13 protein-coding genes and 1 pseudogene are annotated in these 12,719 nt (G+C 33.6%); 10 read left to right on the top strand and 4 right to left on the bottom strand.

Annotation, left to right across the window (positions count from 1 at the left end; genetic code table 11):
• Nucleotide 1 precedes the first annotated feature (1 nt).
• Nucleotides 2–1,339 carry an NAD(FAD)-utilizing dehydrogenase gene (locus MHH42_RS18730; RefSeq protein WP_000272423.1) on the bottom strand — a complete coding sequence of 446 codons (1,338 nt, stop codon included), beginning with the start codon at nucleotides 1,337–1,339 and terminating at the stop codon, nucleotides 2–4.
• A gap of 303 nt (nucleotides 1,340–1,642) precedes the next feature.
• Nucleotides 1,643–2,440, bottom strand: coding sequence for a cell wall hydrolase (locus MHH42_RS18725; protein ID WP_340893804.1), 798 nt, complete (start codon nucleotides 2,438–2,440; stop codon nucleotides 1,643–1,645).
• 295 nt (nucleotides 2,441–2,735) lie between these two features.
• Here MHH42_RS18725 and MHH42_RS18720 point away from each other — a divergent pair, with 295 nt between their 5' ends.
• From MHH42_RS18720 to MHH42_RS18675, 10 genes and pseudogenes are all read left to right on the top strand, one after another.
• Nucleotides 2,736–4,577, top strand: coding sequence for a S8 family peptidase (locus tag MHH42_RS18720; protein WP_098054473.1), 1,842 nt, complete (start codon nucleotides 2,736–2,738; stop codon nucleotides 4,575–4,577).
• A 236-nt stretch (nucleotides 4,578–4,813) separates the two neighbouring features.
• The gene (locus MHH42_RS18715; protein ID WP_340893802.1) at nucleotides 4,814–5,800 is read left to right on the top strand and encodes a phosphatidylinositol-specific phospholipase C; all 987 of its coding nucleotides are present in this window, start codon (nucleotides 4,814–4,816) and stop codon (nucleotides 5,798–5,800) included.
• 34 nt (nucleotides 5,801–5,834) lie between these two features.
• Nucleotides 5,835–5,948: pseudogene (locus MHH42_RS18710) on the top strand (GntR family transcriptional regulator); the annotation flags it as partial.
• Nucleotides 5,949–6,172: 224 nt separating this feature from the next.
• A complete protein-coding gene (locus MHH42_RS18705; RefSeq protein ID WP_000006467.1) occupies nucleotides 6,173–6,364 on the top strand; it encodes a hypothetical protein in 192 nt (63 codons plus the stop codon).
• Nucleotides 6,365–6,418: 54 nt separating this feature from the next.
• Nucleotides 6,419–7,099, top strand: coding sequence for a bacillithiol biosynthesis deacetylase BshB2 (bshB2, locus tag MHH42_RS18700; RefSeq protein WP_340894769.1), 681 nt, complete (start codon nucleotides 6,419–6,421; stop codon nucleotides 7,097–7,099).
• Nucleotides 7,100–7,122: 23 nt separating this feature from the next.
• On the top strand, nucleotides 7,123–7,842 hold the full coding sequence (locus tag MHH42_RS18695) for an alpha/beta fold hydrolase (protein ID WP_340893800.1): 720 nt from the start codon (nucleotides 7,123–7,125) through the stop codon (nucleotides 7,840–7,842).
• Nucleotides 7,843–7,964: 122 nt separating this feature from the next.
• Nucleotides 7,965–9,398: a MocR-like pyridoxine biosynthesis transcription factor PdxR gene (gene pdxR, locus MHH42_RS18690; RefSeq protein WP_000454969.1), complete on the top strand. Its 1,434-nt coding sequence runs from the start codon at nucleotides 7,965–7,967 to the stop codon at nucleotides 9,396–9,398.
• Nucleotides 9,399–9,431: 33 nt separating this feature from the next.
• Nucleotides 9,432–9,788 (top strand): CidA/LrgA family holin-like protein, encoded by a 357-nt coding sequence (locus MHH42_RS18685; RefSeq protein WP_000878478.1) that lies wholly within the window; start codon nucleotides 9,432–9,434, stop codon nucleotides 9,786–9,788.
• Between the two features lie 23 nt (nucleotides 9,789–9,811).
• Nucleotides 9,812–10,483, top strand: a complete 672-nt coding sequence (locus MHH42_RS18680) for an LrgB family protein (RefSeq protein ID WP_340893798.1) — start codon at nucleotides 9,812–9,814, stop codon at nucleotides 10,481–10,483.
• 56 nt (nucleotides 10,484–10,539) lie between these two features.
• The gene (locus tag MHH42_RS18675; RefSeq protein ID WP_000214609.1) at nucleotides 10,540–10,965 is read left to right on the top strand and encodes a YfmQ family protein; all 426 of its coding nucleotides are present in this window, start codon (nucleotides 10,540–10,542) and stop codon (nucleotides 10,963–10,965) included.
• 22 nt (nucleotides 10,966–10,987) lie between these two features.
• Here MHH42_RS18675 and MHH42_RS18670 read toward each other — a convergent pair whose 3' ends face one another.
• Nucleotides 10,988–11,389 (bottom strand): CBO0543 family protein, encoded by a 402-nt coding sequence (locus tag MHH42_RS18670; RefSeq protein WP_131202366.1) that lies wholly within the window; start codon nucleotides 11,387–11,389, stop codon nucleotides 10,988–10,990.
• Entirely contained in the window at nucleotides 11,364–12,542 is a 1,179-nt protein-coding gene (locus tag MHH42_RS18665; protein ID WP_000376156.1) for a DUF2515 domain-containing protein, read from the bottom strand. Before MHH42_RS18665 ends, MHH42_RS18670 begins: the two co-directional genes overlap by 26 nt.
• Between the last annotated feature and the right edge of the window lie 177 nt (nucleotides 12,543–12,719).

Genomic DNA, 12,719 nt, shown 5'->3' with positions numbered 1-12,719 from the left:
TTCACATATCAGATAAATATTTTCCAACATATAGACCACTTGCAGCTGCTTGAGATAATGAATGAGTAACACCTGAACAATCTCCAACTAAAAATAGCCCATTCATACTTGTTTCAAAATGGTTATTGATTTTTATCGTAGGGGCATAGAACTTTCCATCTATTCCATATAATAAAGTATCTTTATCGATAGGTTCTTGGATAAAATGTTCTAAGCGTAATAAAAATTCTTTGAGTCCGTCAATATATAATGGAGGAATTTCTTTATGCAAATCTCCATAATCTCCGTGTAGTGTAGGTTGTATACGATTATGTTTCATATCTTTTTCCATTGTAGGTTGTTTCTTTAATAAGTCCTCTAAGCGCTGTATAACAATCCGATCTCGTCCTTGATTAATGCCTTTAATAATTGAGTTTGCATATATATTGGCGTCTTTAAGAGTTGGGAAATAGCGCGGGATAAACAAAGTGAAATTTAAGTTAGGAGTGCCAGTTCCTTGCTCTCGAAAATTTTGACCGTCAGGCATAACTAAACCTTCTTCGTACTTTCGAATAATGCGTCCTTTTGGATTCATACAGTAAGTAGTTGCTGTGAAATTTTCACCTTGATAAGAAAGTTTCGTTTCAAAAGTATCTTTTAATATAGAACGTAATTGATGTTCTTTCATTTCTACTCTAATCCCTAAGTCTACACGTGTTTGTTCCTGAGAAATATTTAGAGAAGTGCACATTTCTTTTAACCAATCTGCCCCAGAGCGCCCCGTTGCAAATACGAGTTGCTTAGATTGAACTGTTCCTTGATTTGTAGTTATATTAAAATGATCTTTCTGTTTCATAATATGCTCTACATCTATATGAAATTGGATATTTATTTTCGTAAGTAAAAATTCATAGAGTTGCTGAAAAATGGTACTGGAAATTGTAGTACCAAGATGCCTTACTTCTGTTGTTAACATTTGTAAACCACAAGTTGCAGCTTTCTTAGTGAGATTTACATTTTCTGTAGAATATTTTGAAACTGAATTTCCACCAAACTGACATAGAATTTCATCTACTTCAGCCATGAGTTGCATAAAACCTTCTTTACCTACTTTTTGTTCGAGTTCTCCTCCAAATCCATTTGTATAATTAAATTTTCCTTCAGACTTTCCTAAGCCACCAAAACCGAAATATTTATCACATATGTTACAGTCACACGTTTTTCCTTGATCTAAAGGACAATTTCGATGTTCTAGCGGTTTACCTTTATCAAGAATTAAAATGTTTTTGTTACTTTTGGCTAATGAATAAGCCATAAAAATGCTACTTACTCCAGCGCCGATAATTGTAACATCATACATATTCTTTCACCTGCTAACGAATAGTTTGTTTACTATTTTCCTAGTGTATAACACTTTTATGAAGTTAAGAAATAGCTTTTATGAATAAAGAAAAAGTTTTTGAACTTTATACTTTTTCAATTTCTCTAAGTGGTGGATGAAGTATAAATGTTTTTATTTGAACGGAGATATCGTTTTAAATAATCACTTTTTCATATGATTCATAAAAGTCTACATATAAAAAGAACGGACCTTTTCAGTAAAAAGGTCTGTTCATCATTTGAAAAAGTTGTTAAGTGCATAAATTAGAAGGGAAGTATAGTTTTATTTAGCGAAGGCATGGTTACCGATTACTGCTACTGTTTGACGTGTCGTAATCCATTTGTCTGTTGATGTTTTTGGGTTGTAGAAATAAAGCCAATCAGAATGTATTCCCTTTGTGGAGATAGCCTCTTCTACAGCCATTTTTGCTTCAGCGCTTGCAGGCTGATTAATTCTTCCATCTGTAACAGGAGTAAATGCATATCCGTATTTAATAGGTTCATAAATAACGCCTGTTATTGTATTTGGGAACCCTTTTGCATTTACTCGATTTAGGATAACTTTTGCTACAGCTACTTTTCCTTTATATGATTCGCCACCAGCTTCAGCGGTAACTAAGCGTGTCATTAAGTCTTTTTCTTTTTCGGAAATACTGGAATTAATTTTCAAATGTTGCCCTGTATAAAGCTTGTTACCGATTGTGTTGTTAATTTGTTTTATAGATTGAACGGTTACGTTGTAGCGCTTTGCTATCGTTTCTAATGAATCTCCCGGTTGTACTTGGTAAATAATTTGTCCAGAAGTGTTCGTAGTTTTTTCGTTTTGATGAACTGTAACCTCATTTGATTTCATAGATCCTGGAATATGTAACTGTTCTCCAATAAAAGCTTGATCGTTTCCTTTATTATTCGCTTGTTTAATGGCTTGTATGGAAACTCCATATTGTTTACTAATGCCCCAAAGTGTATCATTCTTTTTTACTGTATGAATGGTGGAAGCTTCAGCTGTACTTTGATTACATACGAATGTAAGTGCTACTGCAGATAAAGGAATTATATGTTTTAGTTTTAATAATTTCATTGTAAATCCTCCTAATAAAGTAAGGTATAACTGTTGCATAATGTAATTCAGAATATGGGAATATAAATATTTTAATGTAAGTATATTAGCACATATAAAATAAATAATCATTATAAGTTTTTTATTTACATCCATATAGGATTCAAATATGAAATATTGCATATGAAAATACATTGAAGTTCATATTGCTGCTTACTATAATTTATTTAGTAGAAAGGTAATATGTTATAGAAATGAAATCATTATAGATTAATATAACGATTATTAATTGTTATGAATTAGGAGGATTTATGTAATGAAAATGTTTCAAAGAGTAGGTGTTTCAGCTGTGATCGTCTCAACATTTTTAGGAATAGGGGACAGTGTTAATATTGTAACTGCTGATTCTATAGAACAGCAGAGTAAATTAGGGATAGAACAAGAAACAGATAAACAAATCATTGTAAAATTCAGTGCAGATTTGAAATTACCATATGAAGATGGTATTGAAAAACAGATACAATCTGAAACGAACGATAAAGTATTAGAAGATTTTTTGGCAGAATATCCAGATGTAACATTTACTCGTCTATTCACATCTGTAAGTCCGGAAGAAATACAAAATCTTGAAGTGAAAGCACCTAATAATGTATCTACAAGCCTATTAAACTACTATATTCTTCAAACCAAAAATGATGGGCGTGAAGAAACACTAGTAGATAAGTTAAAAGCATCTTCTTTAATAGAAGATGTGTATATGAAGAAACAAGAAAAAATAATACCGCCTGAAGTGAAACAATTAAGTGTATCTCTTACTCCTAATAATAATCCTAGATTTAATAAACAAGGTTATCTTGAAGCAGCACCATACGGTATTAATGCACCCTTCGCCTGGGGCGTTCAAGGCGGTAATGGAAATGATGTAACCTTTGTTGATATGGAATATGGTTGGTTATTAAATCATGAGGATTTAGTACATCGAAATATTGAATTGATGTCTGGAAGAAATATAGATCAACATGTCGGTCATGGGACGTCTGTACTAGGAATTGTATCATCTGAAGATAATGAAGTAGGGAATATTGGGATTGCACCAAAAGCGAAAGCAAAAGTGATTTCTCAAATAAGAGATAACGGACAGTATAATACAGCTGATGCAATATTAAGTGCTGTAAATCATTTAGAAGCTGGGGATGTTTTATTATTAGAGGCACAAGCTTCTTTTGATGGATATGGTGATAAATATTTACCTGTTGAAGTACAACCAGATATCTTTGATGCAATTCGTGCGGGTACAGATAAGGGTGTTGTAATTATAGAGGCTGGAGCAAATGGTTGGAATGATTTAGATCAATTTAAAGATAGAAATGGTAAACAAGTTTTAAATCGTAATAGTAAAGATTTTAAAGATTCGGGTGCAATTATGGTAGGAGCGGGTTCTTCATCTTTCCCTCATGAACGTATGTGGTTTTCGAATTATGGAAGCCGTATTGATGTGTATGGCTGGGGAGAAAACGTAGATACAACTACAGCTGAGCAAAGTAGAAGTGCTGTAAATCTTTATACATCCAGCTTTAGTGGCACGTCTAGTGCTTCGCCTATTATTGCTGGAGCAGCGACTTTAGTACAAAGTATTGCTAAAGAAAATGTAGGACAACCATATAGACCAAGTGAATTGAGAACGATATTAAGTAACCATAACACTGGAACGAAGTCTAAAGATCCATATTCAGATAAAATTGGTGTTTTACCGGATTTGAAGTCTATCCTAGTAAATTTAGGGTATGAACGAAGAGAACTAAACGGTGGGAATGAGTTACAAGTAACAGAAAATGAACCAAATAATGAACCTAAACAGGCAAATAAAATTAACTTTCATACACCAATGAAAGGGACACTACATAATCGTGATAACGTAGATGTATTTACTTTCCAAATTGACTCGCCAGAAACTATTAATATCTCTCTACTAAATGAAAAAAATATTGGAATGACATGGGTACTTCATCATGAATCGGATGTAAATAACTATGTAGCATATGGTGAAAATGAAGGAAATGTAGTTAAAGGAACCTATAATGCAAAGCCAGGTAAATATTATTTATATGTCTATAAGTATGAGAATAAAGATGGTTCATATGTATTAAATATAAAATAATCGAAAGGAACTTCAGATGAAGTTCCTTTCGATTATTTTAATTCAGGATACGTGAATGTTTTTTTACTTTATCTCGCAATTTGTCGGCAGTAAGAATTCCACCTCGTATTCGTCCGATTAGTTAAACGTTACTTCTATGCAATATTTCATATTTATGAAATGTCATTTATTTTTTACTCACCAGATTATATTATATTCAATAAGTTTGATGTAAAACAGAAAAGGGAGGAATAATAATGAACAATAAGAAGTTTATTTTGAAGTTATTCATATGTAGTATGGTACTTAGCGCCTTTGTATTTGCTTTCAATGATAAGAAAACCGTTGCAGCTAGCTCTATTAATGAGCTTGAAAATTGGTCTAGATGGATGAAACCTATAAATGATGACATACCGTTAGCACGAATTTCAATTCCAGGAACACATGATAGTGGAACGTTCAAGTTGCAAAATCCGATAAAGCAAGTGTGGGGAATGACGCAAGAATATGATTTTCGTTATCAAATGGATCATGGAGCTAGAATTTTTGATATAAGAGGGCGTTTAACAGATGATAATACGATAGTTCTTCATCATGGGCCATTATATCTTTATGTAACACTGCACGAATTTATAAACGAAGCGAAACAATTTTTAAAAGATAATCCAAGTGAAACGATTATTATGTCTTTAAAAAAAGAGTATGAGGATATGAAAGGGGCGGAAAGCTCATTTAGTAGTACGTTTGAGAAAAATTATTTTCGTGATCCAATCTTTTTAAAAACAGAAGGGAATATAAAGCTTGGAGATGCTCGTGGGAAAATTGTATTACTAAAAAGATATAGTGGTAGTAATGAATCTGGGGGATATAATAATTTCTATTGGCCAGACAATGAGACGTTTACCTCAACTATAAATCAAAATGTAAATGTAACAGTACAAGATAAATATAAAGTGAGTTATGATGAGAAAATAAACGCTATTAAAGATACATTAAATGAAACGATTAACAATAGTGAAGATGTTAATCATCTATATATTAATTTTACAAGCTTGTCTTCTGGTGGTACAGCATGGAATAGTCCATATTATTATGCGTCCTACATAAATCCTGAAATTGCAAATTATATGAAGCAAAAGAATCCTACGAGAGTGGGCTGGATAATACAAGATTATATAAATGAAAAATGGTCACCATTACTTTATCAAGAAGTTATAAGAGCGAATAAGTCACTTGTAAAATAGTAAATATGGTCATAGTAAGAAGCGGTGAAATACGTCGCTTCTTATTGAAAATACAGTTTATCTTGTAAATGGAACAATTTTCGAGCTATCGCAATCAATGTTTCATTATGAAAAGACGAAACTTTTAAATCGGATTAATTTTAAGTGAAAAATGAATACAAATAACCTTTTGAAAAAGCGACTGATCTAAGTGATTAGTTGCTTTTTATTTTGAAGTGGATGAGCAAAAAAACATAAAAGTGGTTGGTCCGTTTTTTACAAACATCCATTATGATAAGAGAAGAAAGGTAGTATTTTTTGATGCTTTAAAGAGAAAGTTTTTCATTGAAGTTTTTAATTAAAATAGACTGGCCTTAGAGAGGTGAAAATACAATGAGTTTTGCAATTTCACTAGTAGTTATTATTGTAATTGTATCGCTGTTTGGGACCGTACTAGTTGCACGAAATGTGGAGGAGAATTACGGCAAGTCTACAAAGAGAAATGTGAAAAACTTATCGACTATCTATATTATCCTTCTTTTCGTTCTACTTGTTGGGGTAACGTGGTATGCGGTAGTGATTTAATAACTTTTTAAAGGAACACATTCATATTGTGTATGATGGAGGAGTAGCACTTTGATAAAAAATGAGCGCCACGTTTTAATTGTTTTTCCGCATCCAGATGATGAATCATATTGCGTGGCTGGAACAATTTTAGCTTATGCTCAGCAGAATGTTCCTCTTACGTATGTTTGTTTAACGCTTGGCGAAATGGGGAGAGCGATGGGAAACCCTCCTTTTGCAACACGTGAATCATTATATGCTACAAGAGAGAAAGAACTAAAGAGCGCAACTAATATTTTAGGGATTAAAGATTTACGTATGATGGGATATCGTGATAAGACGCTTGAATTTGAAACTCCTGGAGAATTAAGAAGTGTAATACAAAATTGTGTGGAAGAATTGAATCCTTCGTTAGTCATTTCTTTTTATCCGGGATATGCAGTTCATCCAGATCATAATGCAACAGGAGAAGCAGTAGCCAGGGCGTTAGCTAATATTCCGGAAAATAAGAGGCCAACATTTTATGCTGTAGCTTTTTCAAATAATCATGAAGCAGAAATAGGGCCACCAAGTTTTAAAAATGGAGTAAAAGAATATGTTCCCAAAAAGTTGGACGCATTGCAAGCACATGCATCACAATTTGCGACTAAGGTAGCGGAACTGAAAAGAGAGTATGAAGATGGTGTTCCGGAAACAGTCGAGTGGTTAGAGAGAGAACCGTTTTGGATATACCCGTTCAAAGATAAAAATAAGTGATGCTATAGCTGAAGGTGATGAATATGTATTTTGAATATAAGAATCGAAAGGTTTTTTATAATATAGAAGGATCGGGTCCCGTCATATTGTTTTTACACGGTCTTGGAGGAAACGCAAATAATTGGTTATATCAAAGGCGATATTTCAAGGGGAATTGGACAGTGATTTCAATAGATTTACCTGGGCATGGGAAATCTGAAGGACTAGAAATTAACTTTAAAGAATACGCAAATGTTTTGTATGAGTTATGCAATTATTTAAAGCTACAAAAAGTAGTCATTTGTGGTCTTTCAAAAGGGGCTAGAGTAGGAATTGATTTTGCTATACAATATCCAAGCTTTGTTTCTAGCTTAATTGTTGTAAATGCATTTCCTTATTTGGAACTAAAGGATCGTAAAGAGCGACTTGAAGTATATGATTTACTTAGCTTACAGGATAACGGAAAAACATGGGCGGATACATTATTGAAGGCGATGGGAGTAGCAGATAATGAAGGGATTGTCCGGGGATTTTATCAATCTTTACAGTCTATTAACCCATTGCATATTCAAAGATTATTTGCTGAATTAGTTGATTATGATCAGAGACCGTTTCTTGCAAATATTTCATATCCTGTTTTAATAATAAGAGGGGGAAATGATGATTTTGTCCCTGAGAAATATGTAAGAGAGTTTGAAATACATTTAAAAAATACGACTTTCATTGAGTTTGAAAATAGTGGACATTTACCTTATTTAGAGTAGCCAACTAGCTTTAATATGACGGTAGAAACATTTTTAAATCATGTGCTTAATTAATACGATTGTTACAGTGAATACTGTTATTAATAAGTAAAGGATAGTTCGTTTTGAGAGGAGGGAACTAGATGGAATGGAAACCAAATCGTGCAGATAAGACACCTGTATATAAACAAATTGCTGATTATATTGAAAGGGGTATTTCTTCAGGTGAATTTCCTTCTGATAGCAAGTTACCTTCTGAGCGTATGCTAGCAAAGGAATTACAAGTGAACCGGAGCACAATAGTAGCTGCATATGAAGAGTTAAAATCACTTGGAGTAGTAGAACGGCAAAAAGGAAGCGGAACTCGGGTGAATACAGACATATGGGGTGTGTCACATAAACGAATACCGAACTGGGGGAGGTACGTTGAGGATGGATCGTTCTTACCTAACGTACCACTTGTTCAACAAATTCGAACGGAAACACAAAAAGATGACTTAATTAATTTAGCGAGTGGAGAATTGTCACCAGAATTAATTCCGAGCGATAGATTTCGAACGATTTTGTCGGAGAAAACATTTATGGAAAACCTCGGTTATGACCATCCACTTGGAAATGAGATGTTGAGAAAAACAATTGCAGTACATGTTCAGCAATACAAACAAATTGAATCAGAATCAAGCTCGATTCTGATTACATCTGGAGCACAACAGGCACTTAATCTTATCGTTCAATGCTTATTAAAACCGGGCGATGCCATTGCAATTGAAGATCCTTCGTATTGTTTCTCGCTTCCCATGTTTAAATCGGCCGGTTTAAATATATTCCATTTACCTGTTGATGAGCATGGAATGAATCCAGATGACTTAATCGATTTGCACAAAAAGCATCGTATTCGTATGGTGTTTTTGAATCCGGATTATCAAAATCCGACCGGTACTGTGCTTTCATTAGCGAGGCGTAAAAAGATTTTAGAACTGTCTTCTGAATTCGGTATACCGATTGTAGAGGATGATCCATATAGTTTAACTTCTTTTAATGGAGAAGTGAATCCAACATTAAAATCAATGGATCAGAATGGGAATGTTCTTTATATAAGTTCATTATCAAAAATTGTTGCGTCAGGATTACGTATTGGCTGGGTAATTGGTCCTACGCGCGTAATAGAACGTTTAGCAGATGCGAAGCAACAAGTTGATTTTGGTCATAGTGTATTTACACAGTGGGTAGCAAATCAATTTTTAGAATCAGAAGATTTTCATACGCATATTACAATGCTTCGTGGACAATTGAAACAAAGAAGAGATGAGTTAATTAGAAAGCTTGAAGAAATATTAGGGGACCGCGTTGAATTTTTTGTTCCAGAGGGTGGAATACATGTATGGTGCAAAGTACAAGGAACGTTTGATGAATATCATTTATTAGGTGAATCTATACGGAATGGTGTAGCATTTGTCCCTGGAAGTGTTTTAGGTTCTAAAAGTGAATATATTCGTTTTACTTTTGGGAGAGTAAATGTAGAACAAATCCAACTTGGAATTACGAGGTTTGCGGAAACGCTAAACGAAATTTCATAATAGTGATGCGTAATATTGGAATGAGGGGAAGAAATGAAGTACGTAACACTTTTACTTCAAGTAGGCGTGCTATATATGTTTAGCTTAGCTGGTACGTGGATTCAGGGAATATTCCATCTATCGATGCCAGGAAGTTTAATAGGAATGTTAATGCTGTTCCTACTCCTTTCTACTCGTATTTTACCATTAAAGTGGTTTGAGTTAGGAGCAGAAAAGTTAATCTTATTTTTACCGTTATTTCTAATTCCTTCGACAACAGGATTAATGGAATATGGATCTTTTCTTTTAAGTAAGGGAAGTATTATATTCCTTTTAGTTGTTGCAAGTACGGTAGTAACATTGATTGTTTCAGGGTATGTAAGTCAATTATTAGTAACATTCAAAAAATAAAATCGACAAGGTGCACGATTCAAATGGTCTTAATACTTATTACTGTAGTCATATATTTAGTTGCGACAAAGCTGTATAAAAAATATACGTTTCCATTTATGTTACCAGTATTAACAGTTACAGCAATTATGATTTGCTTATTTCTGATGTTTGGCATTTCTCATCATGAGTATAAGGAAAATGGTGGGGACGTTCTTTCAGGCTTTTTGAGTCCTGCAATTGTAGCGTTAGCCATACCTCTATTTAAAGAACGAAAGATACTTATGAAAAACTTTTTATCGATACTTATTGGCGTATTGATAGGTATAGTGGCTTTAACGAGTATGAATGTAGTGATTGGTGGGATTTTGAATATAGATAAGGAATTTATACTAACAACTCTTCCGCAATTAGCGACAATGCCAATTGCCATTTCATTAGCGGATCAAATTGGTGGTATTCCAACTATGACTTCTAGTTTTGTAGTTGTTGCAGGAATAACAGGTGCTATTATCGGACCGACAGTACTTAAGTTTTTCCGGATAACAAGTACGATTGGAAAAGGAGTGGGGATGGGCTGCGCATCACATATTATCGGTGTGAGTCGACTCGTGAAGGAAGGCGAGAAAGAAGCGACTATCGGTTCAGTAACGATGATTGTAACAGGAATACTCATTAGTGTATTAATACCTTATGGAACGAAATTTATATTTTAAAAGTTATAATAAGAAGTATAATGCTACTTATTTTAAAATGTATGGAGATGATAAAAGTGACAACATGGTTTATAGTTACATTATTTATTTTTGGTGCCATTAAAGTTCTAGTTTCTAGTATGCCAACTTCTGTTGTAGAATCCATTATTAGTAGATTTGAATTACATCAAAAACTTGATGAAGAACATACGACTGTATCGCTAGATGGAAAGAATATAGAGGGCGAAATGAAACTGCAAGTTATAAATGATTTTAACGAGGCTTTATTTTTAGATAAACATTATTTTCCGCCACAAGGTGAAGGCACGCCGATAATCATTGAAACGAAAAAAGGAAAAAGAGTAATTACGTTATCGATATATAGTTATGAAGAACATGTTGATGTAATAAGGCAATATAAGAAGAAAGTTGTTGCCTATCGTTTACGTTCTAAAAGTCTTCAAACGTTTGCACCATTAGCAGTAACTGAAGAGTATGCTTAAGAAGAGACCTATAATGGTCTCTTTATTTTTGTATCCAATTATATACTTTCCAAATAAAAGAAAGGAACACCATATAACCAAATAAAGAATATGTATGGTTCCAGTCTGCACTATGTATAAATAAACCTAAACCTTCAGCAACTTGTTCAAAAATGCTAGCACAAATACCTATGGAAATAATAAATATAGTTCTAGAAACGGCAGATAATGTTTTTGAAATTTGTATGAAAATGATTGTTAAAATCGGTAGTACAAACAACGTAAAGCCAATGTTAACTGAGAATATGGATGGGAAGGGCCTAACTGGAAAGAAATATATGTGCTTATGGACAAAGAAAGCATCTAAGTAAGTTCCGATAATTGAAGAGAGTAAGATTGTAACTGCTAATGCTAGAAAATTATTCTTCTTCTCGAAGGAGGACATTTTTCTTTGCGAGAATTGCCAGTTCAATTTTTTCGAGTGTTTTGCAGTAGTCTTCTGTAATTTGTCCATTCATATTTTCCTCCTTATCCACTAAGTAATTTACAACTTGCCAGTCCGTAAACCAATCTTCACTTTCAACTTCTTCATGCTTCATATCTCGCCATGCATAGATGAGTGCAGGGCTGTATATACGATATGCGCCACTACGCAACTGGCATTTCTTTATTCGGCGTTTATAAAACTCACGGGAAAAAGATTCATTTACACTTGAAAATAAATGAGGCCAGTAATCTTTCCTTGAGCCTGTATGTGGATGATGCTCGGCCCAATATATGATTTGAGATAAAATATGTGTATCTCGAAATAATAATGAATACAATCTTTTTCCAATTAAGATTCGTTCATGCAAGGAAGTAAAATGTTTCATTGTATCGCCAATTAATAAAGTTTTTTGATTTGTATTATTTTCGTAGAAAGGGAAAAGGATATGATTAAACTGAAAGAAATCAAAGAGTTTAAATCCGATACTATTGAGTACGGTCTTTTGAAAGTGTGCATTTTGAATCACTCTTTTTTCTAAGTAGTTTTGCTCATTAATAATAGTTGCGATTGCTAATGTTTTTTTGTTCCCAGTTTTCCAAAAATCGTTCCACATCGTTTCCATAAATGTAGAAACATTTAGGTGAGGGAGAAGATGAAATAGCTTTTTTGCTTTTTTAACACTTTGTTCATAAAGTAAAAATTGAGGATATACATCTTGAAAAATGAGCCAATTCCCTCTTTCTAAAAAAGAAAAAAATGTAATTTGATCTTTCTCTGATAAAAGTTTCGTATATAAGTCTCCTTTTAAATCAGTCATATTCCAACCACCGTTACGTGATACCATATGCCCAAGTAGTGCCCAATGTATTTCTGGATATCGAATGTAAAATTGGTAGTATGCGCGTGTTCTCGTAACATTATTTTTATTTAGTTGTTCTGTCTGTATTTTTATATTGTTGATGATGAATTGTTCTTCTTTCGTTAATGTATACATGGTGTCAGAATGAATGAGTTTGCTTTTTTGTTTCAATTCATTTTTTACATCAAATAGGGAGAGAGGCAGTGCTTTGGAAGGTCCGTTATATGTATGATTTGAATTGCTTCGGTCCATTCCGTTACCTCCCTTCTTCATAAGTTTAAACGTGATTATTGGCTATGAATCATTCTATTTATCCCGCTATTTGCCGGGCAGTAAGATCCCCACCTCAAAATTCAGTGGAAGCAAAGAAGTTCAGTGGAGGTCGGGCTGCCCGTAAAAGCCCGATTGGTGAGGGCTGATAATCAGTGG

The sequence above is a fragment of the Bacillus sp. FSL L8-0099 genome (assembly GCF_038006385.1).
GTDB lineage: Bacteria > Bacillota > Bacilli > Bacillales > Bacillaceae_G > Bacillus_A > Bacillus_A toyonensis.
This window is presented reverse-complemented; position numbering and strand designations above follow the sequence as displayed.

Coding starts and splice junctions, on each gene's coding strand:
- MHH42_RS18730 (WP_000272423.1), bottom strand. CDS start 1,339: ATGTATGATGTTACAATTATCGGCGCTGGAGTAAGTAGCATTTTTATG.
- MHH42_RS18665 (WP_000376156.1), bottom strand. CDS start 12,542: ATGGACCGAAGCAATTCAAATCATACATATAACGGACCTTCCAAAGCA.
- MHH42_RS18685 (WP_000878478.1), top strand. CDS start 9,432: ATGAAGTACGTAACACTTTTACTTCAAGTAGGCGTGCTATATATGTTT.
- MHH42_RS18670 (WP_131202366.1), bottom strand. CDS start 11,389: ATGTCCTCCTTCGAGAAGAAGAATAATTTTCTAGCATTAGCAGTTACA.
- pdxR (WP_000454969.1), top strand. CDS start 7,965: ATGGAATGGAAACCAAATCGTGCAGATAAGACACCTGTATATAAACAA.
- MHH42_RS18720 (WP_098054473.1), top strand. CDS start 2,736: ATGAAAATGTTTCAAAGAGTAGGTGTTTCAGCTGTGATCGTCTCAACA.
- MHH42_RS18725 (WP_340893804.1), bottom strand. CDS start 2,440: ATGAAATTATTAAAACTAAAACATATAATTCCTTTATCTGCAGTAGCA.
- MHH42_RS18695 (WP_340893800.1), top strand. CDS start 7,123: ATGTATTTTGAATATAAGAATCGAAAGGTTTTTTATAATATAGAAGGA.
- MHH42_RS18680 (WP_340893798.1), top strand. CDS start 9,812: ATGGTCTTAATACTTATTACTGTAGTCATATATTTAGTTGCGACAAAG.
- MHH42_RS18705 (WP_000006467.1), top strand. CDS start 6,173: ATGAGTTTTGCAATTTCACTAGTAGTTATTATTGTAATTGTATCGCTG.
- MHH42_RS18715 (WP_340893802.1), top strand. CDS start 4,814: ATGAACAATAAGAAGTTTATTTTGAAGTTATTCATATGTAGTATGGTA.